This is a genomic window from Escherichia sp. UTM R2, from assembly GCF_048593455.1.
GTDB classification, from domain to species: Bacteria; Pseudomonadota; Gammaproteobacteria; order Enterobacterales; family Enterobacteriaceae; genus Escherichia; species Escherichia coli.
On the sequence record NZ_JBFWDY010000002.1, the window covers coordinates 4661327 to 4676749 of the forward strand.

The following is a 15423-nucleotide window of genomic DNA, read 5'->3' on the forward strand; positions in this document are numbered from 1 at the left end:
TTACAGGGCATGGTGAGCGGCTTCGCTATGCCCAAAATCTGGAGAAAGCTCGCTATGGATATTCCCGTTAATGCAGCAAAGCCGGGGCGTCGGCGTTATCTGACGCTGGTGATGATCTTTATTACGGTAGTCATTTGTTATGTCGACCGCGCCAACCTGGCCGTGGCTTCCGCCCATATTCAGGAAGAGTTCGGCATTACCAAAGCGGAAATGGGCTATGTATTTTCGGCCTTCGCCTGGCTTTATACGCTATGTCAGATCCCCGGCGGTTGGTTTTTAGATCGCGTAGGTTCTCGCGTGACTTATTTTATTGCGATATTTGGCTGGTCAGTGGCGACTTTATTCCAGGGCTTTGCCACGGGCTTAATGTCATTAATTGGTCTGCGCGCGATAACCGGTATTTTCGAAGCGCCTGCTTTCCCGACCAATAACCGGATGGTGACCAGCTGGTTCCCGGAACATGAACGCGCTTCTGCCGTTGGTTTTTATACGTCTGGTCAGTTTGTCGGTCTGGCGTTTCTGACGCCGCTGCTGATCTGGATTCAGGAGATGTTGAGCTGGCACTGGGTGTTCATTGTCACTGGTGGTATCGGCATTATCTGGTCGCTGATTTGGTTTAAGGTTTATCAGCCGCCGCGCCTGACCAAAGGTATCAGCAAAGCTGAACTGGATTACATTCGTGATGGCGGCGGTCTGGTGGATGGTGATGCGCCGGTGAAGAAAGAGGCGCGTCAGCCGTTAACAGCCAAAGACTGGAAACTGGTGTTCCATCGTAAACTGATCGGCGTTTATCTTGGGCAATTTGCGGTGGCTTCTACACTGTGGTTTTTCTTAACCTGGTTCCCGAACTATTTAACCCAGGAAAAAGGAATCACGGCGCTGAAAGCAGGCTTTATGACCACGGTGCCATTCCTCGCGGCGTTTGTCGGCGTCCTGCTCTCTGGCTGGGTAGCGGATCTGCTGGTACTTAAGGGCTTTTCACTGGGCTTTGCGCGTAAAACGCCGATTATCTGCGGCTTGCTGATCTCCACCTGCATTATGGGCGCTAACTACACTAACGATCCGATGATGATTATGTGCCTGATGGCGCTGGCATTCTTCGGTAACGGTTTTGCTTCGATTACCTGGTCGCTGGTTTCTTCTCTGGCACCGATGCGCCTGATTGGTTTAACCGGCGGCGTGTTTAACTTCGCCGGTGGTCTGGGCGGCATCACCGTTCCGCTGGTGGTGGGGTACCTGGCGCAGGGTTACGGTTTCGCACCTGCACTGGTTTATATCTCCGCCGTCGCGTTGATTGGCGCGCTCTCTTACATCCTGCTGGTGGGCGATGTGAAGCGCGTTGGCTAATCTTTCAACTGTGGAATATGCGCCATACCACTGCGCATAATCCACTTTCTTAAAGCCGGTGCGGTCAGGCATCGGCTTTTTACTATCTTGCCGAAGAGTTTTAAACGCAGTTTGCGGGTGGCGCGCCAGTAAGCGGTATTGAGCTTCTCTGGCTGCTTCAGTAACACCGAACGCAGAATGTCTGCGCTATCCAGCGCATAGCTAATCCCCTCCAGCGAACTGGCGCTGATAAATCCTGCCGCTTCGCCAATCAGAAAGGCGTTGTCCTTACCGCAGACAAAATCCTGCCAGCGTGAGGGAAACAGCACTGTGCATTTTTCGCTTTTCACCGCTTTGCCAAACTGGAACTGAAAGGCGCTCATTTTCTCTTTCAGCGTCGCGAAACGCGTCTGACCGTCTTTCATTGGATAGGCACCGCCAAAGATAAAATAACCGTCTTTGCTGATACTCCATGAGTAACAGTCAGTTATCGCATTATCAAAGATGCAGGAGTAGAACGGCACCGGATGTTTCTCTGCGAACCACTGCTGGATTGCGACATATTTACGGATTTGATGATCCGGGTAGAGATGTCGCCGCACCATCGAGTTGGCACCATCGGCACCGACCAGATAGCGGGCGGTAATATGCTGCTCCCAGCTGTCTGCACGAAAAATGACATGCCATTTATTATCCTCACGCCAGATTTTCCGGCACAGGCTGTCGTGGTAAACGTCAACGCTGGTGGGGATCAGCGACTTCATCCACAAGTCGAAGGCATGACGATTGATATTGATATAGCTTCGCTGGTAGTTACGCGTGAGCGATGCGGCGACGTCGACGGTTTTGACGCTGAAAATCTGCGGATTAGCGATCACATCGACAGGAAGCGTCAGCCCATCGCGAATAAAAGATCGCTGCGCGTCCGGTGCCAGCAGACCGCCACAAGGTTTGCTGAAACCTTCAGTACCATGCTGGTGCTTTTTATCCAGCGCGATCACCTGCATTTTGCCTGCTAACTTTCGTGCCAACGCCGATCCTGCCGGGCCGAGGCCAATAATCGCCACGTCGAAATGTTCCATCTTTTCACTCACATTCATCACGATGGCAAAAGACTATTGTCTGAAAGTGAAATCCTTGTGAAGTATGATGGCGGGACCCGTTTTGTATCAGGACCGCGCCATGAAACAGATAACCTTTGCTCCCCGTAATCACCTGCTCACCAATACCAATACCTGGACGCCCGACAGCCAGTGGCTGGTATTTGACGTGCGTCCTTCTGGTGCGTCGTTTACCGGCGAGACCATTGAGCGTGTGAATATCCATACCGGCGAGGTCGAGGTTATCTATCGCGTGTCACAGGGCGCACACGTCGGCGTGGTGACCGTTCATCCGAAGTCAGAGAAATATGTTTTCATCCACGGCCCGGAAAATCCTGATGAAACATGGCATTACGACTTCCATCATCGGCGCGGAGTGATTGTTGAAGGCGGCAAGATGAGTAACCTTGATGCGATGGATATTACCGCGCCGTATACGCCAGGAGTGCTGCGCGGCGGCAGCCATGTGCATGTCTTTAGCCCGAACGGTGAAAGGGTGAGCTTTACCTATAACGACCATGTAATGCAAGAACTCGATCCGGCGCTGGATTTGCGAAACGTCGGTGTTGCTGCGCCGTTTGGCCCGGTCAACGTACAAAAGCAGCATCCGCGTGAATACAGCGGTAGCCACTGGTGCGTGCTGGTGAGCAAAACCACGCCCACGCCACAGCCTGGCAGTGATGAAATCAATCGTGCTTATGAAGAAGGATGGATAGGAAATCACGGGCTGGCATTTATTGGCGACACACTTTCGCCAAAGGGCGAGAAAGTGCCGGAGCTGTTTATCGTTGAGTTACCGCAAGATGAAGCTGGCTGGAAAGCGGCAGGTGATGCGCCGTTAAGCGGAACGGAAACAACCCTGCCCGCGCCACCGCGTGGCGTCGTGCAGCGACGTTTAACCTTTACCCACCATCGGGCTTATCCGGGGTTAGTCAACGTCCCGCGCCACTGGGTGCGCTGTAATCCGCAGGGTACGCAAATCGCGTTTTTAATGCGTGATGATAACGGCATTGTGCAACTGTGGCTTATCTCGCCACAGGGCGGCGAGCCGCGCCAGTTAACCCATAACAAAACGGATATTCAGTCTGCATTTAACTGGCATCCGTCAGGAGAATGGTTGGGCTTTGTGCTGGATAATCGAATTGCTTGTGCCCATGCGCAAAGTGGCGAGGTTGAGTATTTAACCGAACACCACGCCAATTCACCTTCTGCGGACGCCGTGGTCTTCTCACCGGATGGTCAATGGCTGGCGTGGATGGAAGGTGGCCAGCTGTGGATCACCGAAACTGATCGCTAAATCAGTTATCAGGCATTCTGGCCGGTGGAATAACCGCATTGGTGGCTTGCGCGTTGGCTTCGCTTTTTTCAACGCGCGAGCGCACCGAGCTGTCTTTGCGGAACACATCCCACGGCAGTAAAAGCGTGTCCATCACAGCGGTAAACGGCATATCGAGAATCGCCAGCGACTTAGTGCCCCAGTTGGTTTCATCGTCGCCAATCATGGTTGCGCTGGCGCGGGTGCCGGGATACGTTCCTTCTTTCCCTCCGGTATGGGACATCACGCTGGAGCATCCTCCGAGTAATGTCATTCCGCTGCATATCATGAACGCTAACAACACATTTCTTATCATAATAAATTCATCTGTTGATCGTGGGTGTTGGCCTGATGAGTTATAGCGATCCCTTGCTGAAAATAACATCATCATTACGTCGCACTGTGGCGGCTATCGCACTTTAACGTTTCGTGCTGCCCCCTCAGTCTATGCAATAGACCATAAACTGCAAAAAAAAGTCCGCTGATAAGGCTTGAAAAGTTCATTTCCAGACCCATTTTTACATCGTAGCCGATGAGGACGCGCCTGATGGGTGTTCTGGCTACCTGACCTGTCCATTGTGGAAGGTCTTACATTCTCGCTGATTTCAGGAGCTATTGATTATGCGTAACTTTGATTTATCCCCGCTTTACCGTTCTGCTATTGGATTTGACCGTTTGTTTAACCACTTAGAAAACAACCAGAGCCAGAGTAATGGCGGCTACCCTCCGTATAACGTTGAACTGGTAGACGAAAACCATTACCGCATTGCTATCGCTGTGGCTGGTTTTGCTGAGAGCGAACTGGAAATTACCGCCCAGGATAATCTGCTGGTGGTGAAAGGTGCTCACGCCGACGAACAAAAAGAGCGCACCTATCTGTACCAGGGCATCGCTGAACGCAACTTTGAACGCAAATTCCAGTTAGCTGAGAACATTCATGTTCGTGGTGCTAACCTGGTAAATGGTTTGCTGTATATCGATCTCGAACGCGTGATTCCGGAAGCGAAAAAACCGCGCCGTATCGAAATCAACTAATTCCCTAAGGCCGCCTGGCGCGGCCTGACATCTCCATGCTCGCCGTCAGGGAGCATATGCGAATCTTCGGATTTGCAGGTACTTACTCGCTTCTTAGAAGGAGAAATGACTATGCGTAACTTCGATTTATCCCCACTGATGCGTCAATGGATCGGTTTTGACAAACTGGCCAACGCACTGCAAAACGCCGGTGAAAGCCAGAGCTTCCCGCCGTACAACATTGAGAAAAGCGACGATAACCACTACCGCATTACCCTTGCGCTGGCAGGTTTCCGTCAGGAAGATTTAGAGATTCAACTGGAAGGTACGCGCCTGAGCGTAAAAGGCACGCCGGAGCAGCCAAAAGAAGAGAAAAAATGGCTGCATCAAGGGCTTATGAATCAGCCATTTAGCCTGAGCTTTACGCTGGCTGAAAATATGGAAGTCTCTGGCGCAACCTTCGTAAACGGTTTACTGCATATTGATTTAATTCGTAATGAGCCTGAACCCATCGCAGCGCAGCGTATCGCTATCAGCGAACGTCCCGCGTTAAATAGCTAACTAGCTATTCTCTTTGCCCCGCCATTCTGGTGGGGCTTTTTTTGTCTTACTTACTCAACAATGCGTTAAATTTCGACTGTTTAAGATATTTCGGCACGTTCTTTCCCGTGATAATGTGCGCTATAAGGCAAATCTGCTTCACCGATTCAGCCATAATCCGTAGCAATTAAAATGTTATCTCAAGAGAAATGGACGATGAGTGATATAGCATTAACGGTCAGTATTCTGGCTTTGGTGGCAGTCGTCGGTTTGTTTATCGGCAACGTCAAATTTCGCGGCATAGGATTAGGTATTGGCGGCGTGCTGTTTGGTGGGATCATCGTCGGCCATTTTGTTTCTCAGGCGGGGATGACATTAAGTAGCGATATGCTGCATGTTATTCAGGAATTTGGCCTGATCCTGTTCGTTTATACTATCGGGATTCAGGTAGGGCCGGGCTTCTTTGCCTCATTGCGCGTCTCCGGATTACGCCTCAACCTGTTTGCTGTTCTGATCGTCATCATCGGTGGTCTGGTTACCGCCATCCTGCATAAACTGTTTGATATTCCACTGCCGGTAGTGCTGGGGATTTTCTCCGGTGCGGTTACCAATACGCCAGCGCTGGGGGCAGGGCAGCAGATTTTGCGCGACCTGGGTACACCAATGGAAATGGTCGATCAGATGGGGATGAGTTACGCGATGGCGTATCCATTCGGCATTTGCGGGATTTTGTTCACCATGTGGATGTTGCGGGTTATTTTCCGCGTCAATGTCGAGACAGAAGCTCAGCAGCACGAGTCTTCACGCACCAATGGCGGCGCGCTGATCAAGACTATCAATATTCGCGTTGAGAACCCTAACCTGCATGATTTAGCCATTAAAGATGTACCGATTCTCAACGGCGACAAAATTATCTGCTCGCGTCTGAAACGCGAAGAAACCCTAAAAGTTCCTTCGCCAGATACCATTATCCAACTGGGCGATTTGCTGCATCTGGTGGGTCAGCCAGCGGATTTACATAATGCGCAACTGGTGATTGGTCAGGAGGTCGATACTTCGCTGTCCACGAAAGGCACTGATTTGCGCGTCGAGCGTGTGGTGGTCACCAATGAAAACGTGCTCGGAAAACGTATTCGCGACCTGCACTTTAAAGAACGCTATGACGTTGTTATCTCGCGCCTGAACCGTGCCGGGGTCGAACTGGTCGCCAGTGGCGATATCAGCCTGCAGTTCGGCGATATCCTCAATCTGGTGGGGCGTCCGTCCGCAATTGATGCCGTTGCCAATGTGCTGGGGAATGCGCAGCAAAAACTGCAACAGGTTCAGATGCTGCCAGTGTTTATTGGCATCGGGCTAGGCGTATTGTTAGGTTCTATTCCCGTCTTTGTGCCAGGATTCCCGGCCGCGTTGAAACTGGGGCTGGCGGGCGGACCGCTGATTATGGCGTTGATCCTCGGGCGTATCGGCAGTATCGGCAAGCTGTACTGGTTTATGCCGCCAAGCGCCAACCTCGCGCTGCGGGAGCTGGGGATCGTGCTGTTCCTCTCGGTCGTTGGTCTGAAATCTGGTGGGGATTTTGTGAATACCCTGGTCAATGGCGAAGGGCTAAGCTGGATTGGTTATGGTGCCCTGATCACCGCCGTTCCGCTGATTACTGTTGGCATTCTGGCGCGGATGTTAGCCAAAATGAATTACCTGACCATGTGCGGGATGCTGGCAGGTTCCATGACCGATCCTCCGGCGCTGGCGTTTGCTAATAATCTTCATCCAACCAGCGGTGCGGCGGCGCTCTCTTACGCCACTGTCTATCCGTTGGTAATGTTCCTGCGCATTATCACCCCCCAATTACTGGCGGTGCTCTTCTGGAGTATCGGTTAACTCTTTTCCGGGTGGAGTCGCCGTAAATGGTACTCCACCTGGTATTCGCTGGCATTTCTGAACATCACTGAATAATTCAAAAACTCCCCGCTCTCGCTATATGACAACGAGGTGATCCGCAGCAGTGGCGTGTGTTCCGCTACCTTCATTTGCCGCGCCAGCAGTCTATCGGCGAGCACTGGCGTCAGGCTTTCATAATTACCGCCAATCAAAATCCCGCACTCTTGTTCAATATATTCAAACTTCGACCCTTCCAGATGTTGCAGCGAAAGATTACGGAACAGTTTTACCGGCATATAGCTGTCTTCCAGCATCAGCGGTTTCCCTTCCACAAAACGAACGCGACGGGAGAAGTAGATCTGCTCGTTGATTTGAATCCGTAACTGGCTGGCAATGGCCGGAGGCGCAGGCATGATTTCAAAAATCAGCACCTGGCTGGTGACCGTTTTTCCCTGCCGTTTTAACACCTCCACCAGCCCGGTCAGACTGGCGGTTTGATGCAGTACATCTTTGCGCACCAGGTAAGTGCCACTACCGTGGCGGCGGACCACCAGCCCCCACGCTACCAGCAGGTCAATGGCTTTAAGGATGGTCATCCGCGATACCGCAAACTCTTCCGCCAGCTTTTTTTCACCGGGAAGAAGGCTGTTTAGCGTGAAATCTGCGGAGTTAAGTCGAATTCTTAACCGCTCCGCAATGCTTTTGTAGATCATCTCTAGATCTCTTTTTTGCCTGCAAGCCCGGGTAATGCGCACACAAGTTCTGCTTAATCGATTGAAAAAACATCTTTTTTTTAAAGATGTGTTCGATGCTGTGTACCTGTGCTCACAGAGGTCTACTTTTTCGCGAAAACGTAGATCTCTACCGCCCAACGAAAAGCATGAAAGCGATCACGAATCCCATTGGGTCGTCATGTTCTGCCGATCGCATCTTCCTATCCTCGCTCCAGGCCTGCCGCATAACCAATCAGGCTTCCTACTTACAGAATTGAGAAAAGAGGATGTGGAAATGCTCAGTCAAATTCAACGCTTTGGCGGCGCGATGTTCACGCCAGTGCTGCTGTTTCCCTTCGCCGGGATTGTGGTGGGTCTTGCCATCTTGTTGCAAAACCCGATGTTTGTCGGGGAATCACTGACCGATCCGAACAGTTTATTCGCGCAAATCGTACACATTATTGAAGAGGGCGGTTGGACGGTATTCCGTAATATGCCGCTGATTTTTGCTGTCGGTTTACCCATTGGCCTTGCTAAGCAAGCGCAGGGGCGTGCTTGTCTGGCGGTGATGGTGAGTTTCCTGACCTGGAACTATTTCATTAATGCGATGGGAATGACCTGGGGAAGTTACTTCGGCGTCGATTTCACTCAGGACGCGGTGGCAGGTAGCGGTCTGACAATGATGGCCGGGATTAAAACCCTCGATACCAGCATTATCGGCGCAATTATCATTTCCGGCATTGTGACGGCGCTGCATAACCGTCTGTTCGATAAAAAACTGCCGGTGTTTCTCGGCATTTTCCAGGGGACGTCTTATGTGGTGATTATCGCCTTCCTGGTGATGATCCCCTGTGCCTGGCTGACATTGCTCGGCTGGCCAAAAGTACAAATGGGGATTGAATCTCTGCAAGCGTTCCTGCGTTCGGCGGGTGCGCTTGGGGTGTGGGTTTACACCTTCCTCGAACGTATTCTGATCCCAACCGGTTTACACCACTTCATCTACGGACCGTTTATCTTTGGTCCGGCAGCTGTTGAAGGCGGCATTCAGATGTACTGGGCGCAGCATCTGCAAGAGTTCAGTCTGAGCGCCGAGCCGCTGAAATCGTTGTTCCCGGAAGGCGGTTTTGCCCTGCACGGTAACTCAAAAATCTTTGGTGCCGTGGGCATTTCTTTAGCGATGTACTTCACTGCCGCACCGGAAAATCGGGTAAAAGTGGCGGGCTTGCTGATCCCCGCAACCTTAACCGCCATGCTGGTGGGAATTACCGAACCGCTGGAATTTACCTTCCTGTTCATTTCACCGTTGCTGTTTGCGGTACACGCTGTGCTTGCGGCCTCAATGTCGACCGTAATGTATCTCTTTGGTGTGGTGGGCAACATGGGCGGAGGTCTGATTGACCAGGTTTTACCGCAAAACTGGATCCCGATGTTCAGCAACCACGCGGATATGATGCTGACCCAAATCGCCATTGGGTTGTGCTTTACCCTGCTGTACTTCGTGGTTTTCCGCACCCTGATACTGCAGTTCAACATGTGTACGCCGGGACGTGAAGATGCGGAAGTGAAACTCTACTCAAAAGCCGAATATAAAGCCTCGCGAGGCCAAACCACCGCTGCAGAGCCAAAAAAAGAGTTGGATCAGGCTGCCGGTATCCTGCAAGCCCTGGGCGGGGTCGGCAATATCTCCAGCATCAACAATTGCGCGACGCGTCTACGTATTGCACTGCATGACATGTCACAAACGCTGGATGACGAAGTCTTTAAAAAGCTGGGAGCGCACGGCGTCTTCCGTAGTGGTGATGCCATTCAGGTGATCATTGGTCTGCATGTATCTCAGCTGCGTGAACAGCTCGATAGCTTAATTAATTCTCATCAATCAGCAGAAAATGTTGCCATTACGGAGGCAGTATAATGACCAAATTCTCAGTGGTTGTCGCAGGCGGTGGAAGCACCTTTACGCCAGGCATCGTGTTGATGCTCTTGGCGAATCAGGACCGTTTCCCGCTTCGTGCACTGAAATTTTATGATAACGATGGTGCGCGGCAGGAAGTGATTGCCGAAGCCTGTAAAGTCATCCTTAAAGAAAAAGCGCCGGACATTGCGTTTAGTTACACCACCGATCCTGAAGTAGCGTTCAGCGACGTTGATTTTGTTATGGCGCACATCCGCGTCGGCAAATACCCGATGCGCGAACTGGATGAAAAAATCCCGCTGCGCCACGGCGTTGTTGGTCAGGAAACTTGCGGACCCGGCGGAATAGCGTACGGCATGCGTTCCATTGGTGGCGTCCTGGAACTGGTGGATTATATGGAAAAATATTCACCAAATGCCTGGATGCTCAACTACTCCAACCCGGCAGCCATTGTCGCAGAAGCCATGCGTCGTCTGCGCCCGAATGCGAAAATCCTCAACATCTGTGACATGCCAATCGGTATTGAAAGCCGGATGGCGCAAATTGTTGGGCTGCAAGATCGCAAACAGATGCGCGTGCGCTACTACGGCCTGAACCACTTTGGCTGGTGGACATCAATTGAAGATTTGCAGGGCAACGACCTGATGCCCCAGCTGCGGCAATATGTCTCTAAGCATGGTTATGTTCCACCGCAGCAAGATACGCATACTGAAGCGAGCTGGAACGACACCTATGCAAAAGCGCGGGATGTCCAGGCACTGGCCCCGGATACATTACCAAACACCTATCTGAAATATTATCTCTTCCCGGATTACGTCGTTCAGCATTCCAACCCTGAACATACCCGCGCGAATGAGGTGATGGAACATCGCGAGAAACAGGTTTTCGATGCTTGCCGCGCCATTACGGCGGCAGGAAATTCAGCGGCGGGCAAGCTGGAAATTGACGAACATGCGTCATACATCGTCGATCTGGCGGCGGCAATTGCCTTCAACACTCAGGAGCGGATGTTGCTGATTGTGCCTAACAACGGGGCAATTCATAACTTTGATGATGAAGCGATGGTCGAGATCCCGTGTCTGGTTGGGCACAACGGACCAGAACCACTGGTGGTCGGCGATATCCCGCAGTTTCAGAAAGGGTTAATGAGTCAGCAAGTGGCGGTGGAAAAACTGGTCGTGGACGCCTGGGAACAGCGTTCATATCAGCACCTGTGGCAGGCGATTACGTTGTCGAAAACGGTACCGAGCGCCTCGGTCGCCAAAGCTATTCTGGATGAATTGCTGGAGGCCAACAAAGCGTACTGGCCAGAGTTACGTTAATTGTGTGGACTGGCATCCGTTGGGTGCTGGTCCGTATTCTTTAGCACGGCTGACGGCGCATAACCAAATTTATGTTTAAAGGCTTTGCTGAAATGAAAGGAGTCGAAGAAGTTGAGCGTATCAGCGACTTCGCCAACCGAGTTTCCTTGTTGCTTTAATAGCGATAGCGCCAGATCCAGACGCGCATCGAGGTAATATTCTTTCGGCGTCTTGCCGGTATAGCGTAAAAACAGACGACGCAACCAGGCTTCGCTACAGGGGATCGTGGCAGCCATATCGGCTACGCTCCAGCGTTGTTGCAGACTGGCATGTAAAGTGGCAATTAATTTTTCAATTTGCCGCCGTTGTGGATCTTTTTTACCGTCTGCGTACATAAGACAAATCCACTGATAAATAATTTTCGTCAGAAAAGCGACTGCCAGATTATTTTTTATTGCTTCTGGTGAAGTTATTAATTCAGCAACTTCAGTGAGTTCCTGATTATAAATTTCGCCATTATAAATAACGCTTTGCTGACCAACGGGAATATCCATCATACTGGTGGGGGTAAATTCCATCCAGTACTGTTCCCAGACTAAACCTTCACAGTGATAAGAGTGAATATCCATTGGCTTTAAAAATATAATACAGTTGCCATGCAGTGTTATTTGTTCGCCATTCTTTAAAAGAATTTTCCCACATCCTTGTACGGTATACACCGCAACCCATGAGTTGGCGATAAGCGGTTTCTTCTTGTCCCGCGGCCAGATCACCCGGTAATGCTCGTCGGCGTAGGTATGCCAGAGCGAGATCAGAGAAATTCCGCTGGAGATCACATTTTCGTTAATCAATAAGGGAATATTGTACGGAGTTTCGTTTTTTACATCTGAACTTTGCAATTTTCCATTCATTTTAATATCCCTCCGGCGAATTATGCTCACAACCTGAACTTAACAGAAAACAATCCGTTCAGGGATACGACGTTTGTATTTTAAGAATCAGACTGCCTGACCCGACGCATTTTACCTCTCCCTATATTCATGCGTCCGGGACATAAACATAAATAAGGGCTATGAGATGAATTCGTTACAAATCTTGAGTTTTGTCGGTTTTACGCTGCTGGTGGCGGTGATCACCTGGTGGAAGGTCCGCAAAACAGATACCGGATCGCAACAAGGCTATTTTCTTGCCGGACGTTCACTAAAAGCGCCGGTTATTGCCGCTTCGTTAATGCTAACCAACCTTTCCACGGAACAACTGGTCGGCCTTTCCGGGCAGGCCTACAAAAGCGGCATGTCGGTGATGGGCTGGGAAGTGACTTCAGCGGTGACGCTGATCTTCCTCGCGCTAATCTTTTTACCGCGCTATCTGAAGCGCGGCATTGCCACCATCCCCGATTTTCTGGAGGAACGTTATGATAAAACGACGCGTATTATCATCGACTTCTGCTTCCTAATTGCCACCGGCGTCTGCTTTCTGCCGATTGTTCTCTACTCCGGCGCGTTGGCGCTCAACAGCCTGTTTCACGTCGGGGAATCGCTACAGATTTCTCACGGTGCGGCTATCTGGCTACTGGTAATTTTGCTTGGTCTGGCGGGAATTTTGTATGCGGTGATCGGCGGACTGCGCGCAATGGCAGTGGCGGACTCCATCAACGGTATTGGGCTGGTTATCGGCGGGTTGATGGTGCCGGTATTTGGCCTGATCGCGATGGGCAAGGGCAGCTTTATGCAGGGCATTGAGCAACTCACCACCGTTCACGCCGAGAAATTAAACTCAATCGGTGGCCCGACCGATCCCTTGCCGATTGGCGCGGCATTTACCGGTTTGATTCTGGTGAACACCTTTTACTGGTGTACAAATCAGGGCATCGTGCAACGCACGCTGGCGTCAAAAAGCCTGGCGGAAGGGCAAAAGGGGGCGCTGTTAACGGCGGTGCTGAAAATGCTCGACCCGCTGGTACTGGTGCTGCCAGGGTTGATTGCGTTTCATCTGTATCAGGATTTACCGAAAGCCGACATGGCCTACCCGACGCTGGTCAATAACGTTCTGCCAGTGCCAATGGTGGGTTTCTTCGGCGCGGTGTTATTTGGTGCGGTGATCAGTACCTTCAACGGCTTTCTGAATAGCGCCAGTACGTTATTCAGTATGGGTATTTACCGTCGCATCATTAACCAGAATGCCGAGCCGCAGCAGCTGGTCACCGTCGGGCGCAAATTTGGTTTCTTTATCGCTATCGTTTCGGTGCTGGTCGCGCCGTGGATCGCCAACGCGCCGCAGGGGCTGTATAGCTGGATGAAACAGCTCAACGGCATTTACAACGTGCCGCTGGTTACCATCATCATTATGGGCTTTTTCTTCCCGCGCATCCCGGCGCTGGCGGCAAAAGTAGCGATGGGGATTGGCATAATCAGCTACATCACCATCAACTATCTGGTGAAGTTCGACTTCCATTTCCTCTATGTGCTGGCCTGTACGTTCTGCATCAACGTGGTCGTGATGCTGGTGATCGGTTTTATCAAACCGCGCGCCACGCCGTTCACCTTCAAAGATGCGTTTGCGGTGGACATGAAACCGTGGAAAAACGTCAAGATCGCGTCAATTGGCATCCTGTTCGCGATGATTGGCGTCTATGCCGGGCTGGCTGAATTCGGCGGCTACGGTACGCGCTGGTTAGCGATGATCAGTTATTTCATTGCCGCCGTAGTGATTGTCTACCTGATTTTTGACAGCTGGCGGCATCGTCACGACCCAGCCGTAACCTTTACTCCCGACGGGAAGGATAGCCTATGAAACGCCCCAATTTTCTGTTCGTCATGACCGATACCCAGGCCACCAATATGGTCGGTTGCTATAGCGGTAAACCGCTGAATACGCAAAATATTGATAGTCTGGCGGCGGAAGGTATTCGCTTTAATTCCGCCTACACCTGTTCACCGGTTTGTACGCCTGCACGGGCCGGACTATTTACCGGTATCTACGCTAACCAGTCCGGCCCGTGGACCAACAACGTCGCGCCAGGCAAAAACATCTCCACTATGGGGCGCTACTTTAAGGATGCCGGCTATCACACCTGTTACATCGGCAAATGGCATCTCGACGGTCATGACTATTTCGGCACTGGCGAGTGTCCGCCGGAGTGGGACGCTGATTACTGGTTCGATGGGGCGAACTATCTTAGCGAACTGACGGAAAAAGAGATTAGCCTGTGGCGCAATGGCCTAAACAGCGTCGAAGATTTACAGGCGAACCATATCGACGAAACCTTCACCTGGGCGCATCGTATCAGCAATCGGGCGGTGGATTTTCTGCAACAGCCTGCGCGCGCAGACGAGCCTTTCCTGATGGTGGTTTCGTATGATGAGCCGCATCACCCGTTCACCTGTCCGGTGGAGTATTTAGAGAAATACGCTGATTTTTACTACGAGCTGGGCGAGAAAGCACAGGATGACCTGGCTAACAAACCGGAACATCACCGCTTATGGGCGCAGGCGATGCCATCGCCAGTCGGTGATGACGGGCTTTATCACCATCCGCTCTATTTTGCCTGTAATGACTTTGTTGATGACCAAATCGGACGGGTCATCAATGCCTTAACGCCAGAGCAACGTGAAAATACGTGGGTTATTTATACCTCCGATCACGGCGAAATGATGGGCGCACATAAGCTGATCAGTAAAGGGGCGGCGATGTATGACGACATCACCCGCATTCCGCTGATCATCCGTTCGCCGCAAGGGGAGCGGCGACAGGTCGATACGCCAGTCAGTCATATCGATTTACTGCCGACAATGATGGCGCTGGCAGATATTGAAAAACCAGAGATTCTGCCGGGGGAAAATATCCTTGCCGTGAAAGAGCCACGCGGCGTGATGGTGGAATTTAACCGCTACGAGATTGAGCATGACAGCTTTGGCGGTTTTATTCCGGTGCGTTGCTGGGTGACGGATGACTTTAAACTGGTACTCAACCTCTTCACCAGTGATGAACTTTACGATCGCCGTAATGACCCAAATGAAATGCATAACCTGATCGATGATATCCGTTTTGCAGACGTTCGCAGCAAAATGCATGACGCCTTATTGGATTACATGGACAAAATTCGCGATCCGTTCCGCAGTTACCAATGGAGTCTGCGTCCGTGGCGTAAAGATGCACGGCCGCGCTGGATGGGGGCGTTTCGTCCACGTCCACAAGATGGCTATTCGCCAGTTGTACGCGACTATGACACCGGCCTACCGACACAAGGGGTGAAGGTGGAGGAGAAAAAACAGAAGTTCTGACGATAATGCCCGCTGATGATCACCCGGCGGGCATTATTCAG

At 51.4% G+C, this 15423-nt stretch carries 13 protein-coding genes and 1 other annotated feature; of the genes, 9 read left to right on the forward strand and 4 right to left on the reverse strand.

Translation table 11 applies throughout. The features are described from left to right. The first annotated feature begins 9 nt into the window (after nt 1–9). Nucleotides 10–1347, forward strand: a complete 1338-nt coding sequence (locus AB4H76_RS23270; protein ID WP_160540316.1) for an MFS transporter — start codon at nt 10–12, stop codon at nt 1345–1347. Here AB4H76_RS23270 and cbrA read toward each other — a convergent pair. Continuing rightward, nucleotides 1344–2408 (reverse strand): colicin M resistance lipid reductase CbrA, encoded by a 1065-nt coding sequence (gene cbrA / locus AB4H76_RS23275; protein ID WP_024238718.1) that lies wholly within the window; start codon nt 2406–2408, stop codon nt 1344–1346. The genes AB4H76_RS23270 and cbrA overlap by 4 nt on opposite strands. A 100-nt stretch (nt 2409–2508) precedes the next feature. On the opposite strand from cbrA, the gene AB4H76_RS23280 reads away from it, so the two are divergent. Further along, nucleotides 2509–3723: a DUF3748 domain-containing protein gene (locus AB4H76_RS23280; RefSeq protein WP_196026425.1), complete on the forward strand. Its 1215-nt coding sequence runs from the start codon at nt 2509–2511 to the stop codon at nt 3721–3723. Between the two features lies 1 nt (nt 3724). On the opposite strand, the gene AB4H76_RS23285 is transcribed toward AB4H76_RS23280, so the two are convergent. After that, the gene (locus AB4H76_RS23285; protein ID WP_000620888.1) at nt 3725–4057 is read right to left on the reverse strand and encodes a YceK/YidQ family lipoprotein; all 333 of its coding nucleotides are present in this window, start codon (nt 4055–4057) and stop codon (nt 3725–3727) included. Between the two features lie 239 nt (nt 4058–4296). Further along, nucleotides 4297–4369: a sequence feature (ROSE (Repression Of Heat Shock gene Expression) occurs in the 5'-region of heat shock genes and acts as an RNA thermometer to modulate expression.), on the forward strand. Between AB4H76_RS23285 and ibpA the strand changes: the two genes are divergently transcribed. The 3 genes from ibpA (at nt 4363) to AB4H76_RS23300 (ending at nt 7173) form a co-directional block, all read left to right on the forward strand. After that, the gene (ibpA, locus tag AB4H76_RS23290; RefSeq protein ID WP_001243437.1) at nt 4363–4776 is read left to right on the forward strand and encodes a small heat shock chaperone IbpA; all 414 of its coding nucleotides are present in this window, start codon (nt 4363–4365) and stop codon (nt 4774–4776) included. It overlaps the preceding feature by 7 nt. A gap of 111 nt (nt 4777–4887) precedes the next feature. Next, a complete protein-coding gene (ibpB, locus tag AB4H76_RS23295) occupies nt 4888–5316 on the forward strand; it encodes a small heat shock chaperone IbpB (RefSeq protein WP_001243431.1) in 429 nt (142 codons plus the stop codon). A gap of 195 nt (nt 5317–5511) precedes the next feature. Then, entirely contained in the window at nt 5512–7173 is a 1662-nt protein-coding gene (locus AB4H76_RS23300) for a putative transporter (RefSeq protein ID WP_001279752.1), read from the forward strand. On the opposite strand, the gene AB4H76_RS23305 is transcribed toward AB4H76_RS23300, so the two are convergent. After that, nucleotides 7170–7886 (reverse strand): GntR family transcriptional regulator, encoded by a 717-nt coding sequence (locus AB4H76_RS23305; RefSeq protein WP_088538054.1) that lies wholly within the window; start codon nt 7884–7886, stop codon nt 7170–7172. The genes AB4H76_RS23300 and AB4H76_RS23305 overlap by 4 nt on opposite strands. 295 nt (nt 7887–8181) lie before the next feature. Here AB4H76_RS23305 and AB4H76_RS23310 point away from each other — a divergent pair, with 295 nt between their 5' ends. Beyond that, nucleotides 8182–9798 (forward strand): PTS sugar transporter subunit IIB, encoded by a 1617-nt coding sequence (locus tag AB4H76_RS23310; protein WP_000952127.1) that lies wholly within the window; start codon nt 8182–8184, stop codon nt 9796–9798. Beyond that, complete coding sequence (locus AB4H76_RS23315) at nt 9798–11120, forward strand: 6-phospho-alpha-glucosidase (RefSeq protein ID WP_121689801.1); 1323 nt, start codon at nt 9798–9800, stop codon at nt 11118–11120. The genes AB4H76_RS23310 and AB4H76_RS23315 overlap by 1 nt, the downstream gene beginning before the upstream one ends. Here the strand turns inward: AB4H76_RS23315 and AB4H76_RS23320 are convergent. Next, entirely contained in the window at nt 11117–12010 is an 894-nt protein-coding gene (locus AB4H76_RS23320; protein ID WP_001013540.1) for a helix-turn-helix transcriptional regulator, read from the reverse strand. The genes AB4H76_RS23315 and AB4H76_RS23320 overlap by 4 nt on opposite strands. A gap of 166 nt (nt 12011–12176) precedes the next feature. Here AB4H76_RS23320 and AB4H76_RS23325 point away from each other — a divergent pair, with 166 nt between their 5' ends. Continuing rightward, nucleotides 12177–13892 (forward strand): solute:sodium symporter family transporter, encoded by a 1716-nt coding sequence (locus tag AB4H76_RS23325; RefSeq protein WP_001087145.1) that lies wholly within the window; start codon nt 12177–12179, stop codon nt 13890–13892. Further along, a complete protein-coding gene (locus AB4H76_RS23330) occupies nt 13889–15382 on the forward strand; it encodes a sulfatase-like hydrolase/transferase (RefSeq protein ID WP_000828527.1) in 1494 nt (497 codons plus the stop codon). Before AB4H76_RS23325 ends, AB4H76_RS23330 begins: the two co-directional genes overlap by 4 nt. Nucleotides 15383–15423: the final 41 nt, after the last annotated feature.

Bases quoted from the DNA above. Each gene is read 5' to 3' on its own strand.
- AB4H76_RS23270 (WP_160540316.1), top strand. From the start codon at position 10: ATGGTGAGCGGCTTCGCTATGCCCAAAATCTGGAGAAAGCTCGCTATG.
- cbrA (WP_024238718.1), bottom strand. From the start codon at position 2,408: ATGGAACATTTCGACGTGGCGATTATTGGCCTCGGCCCGGCAGGATCG.
- AB4H76_RS23280 (WP_196026425.1), top strand. From the start codon at position 2,509: ATGAAACAGATAACCTTTGCTCCCCGTAATCACCTGCTCACCAATACC.
- AB4H76_RS23285 (WP_000620888.1), bottom strand. From the start codon at position 4,057: ATGATAAGAAATGTGTTGTTAGCGTTCATGATATGCAGCGGAATGACA.
- ibpA (WP_001243437.1), top strand. From the start codon at position 4,363: ATGCGTAACTTTGATTTATCCCCGCTTTACCGTTCTGCTATTGGATTT.
- ibpB (WP_001243431.1), top strand. From the start codon at position 4,888: ATGCGTAACTTCGATTTATCCCCACTGATGCGTCAATGGATCGGTTTT.
- AB4H76_RS23300 (WP_001279752.1), top strand. From the start codon at position 5,512: ATGAGTGATATAGCATTAACGGTCAGTATTCTGGCTTTGGTGGCAGTC.
- AB4H76_RS23305 (WP_088538054.1), bottom strand. From the start codon at position 7,886: ATGATCTACAAAAGCATTGCGGAGCGGTTAAGAATTCGACTTAACTCC.
- AB4H76_RS23310 (WP_000952127.1), top strand. From the start codon at position 8,182: ATGCTCAGTCAAATTCAACGCTTTGGCGGCGCGATGTTCACGCCAGTG.
- AB4H76_RS23315 (WP_121689801.1), top strand. From the start codon at position 9,798: ATGACCAAATTCTCAGTGGTTGTCGCAGGCGGTGGAAGCACCTTTACG.
- AB4H76_RS23320 (WP_001013540.1), bottom strand. From the start codon at position 12,010: ATGAATGGAAAATTGCAAAGTTCAGATGTAAAAAACGAAACTCCGTAC.
- AB4H76_RS23325 (WP_001087145.1), top strand. From the start codon at position 12,177: ATGAATTCGTTACAAATCTTGAGTTTTGTCGGTTTTACGCTGCTGGTG.
- AB4H76_RS23330 (WP_000828527.1), top strand. From the start codon at position 13,889: ATGAAACGCCCCAATTTTCTGTTCGTCATGACCGATACCCAGGCCACC.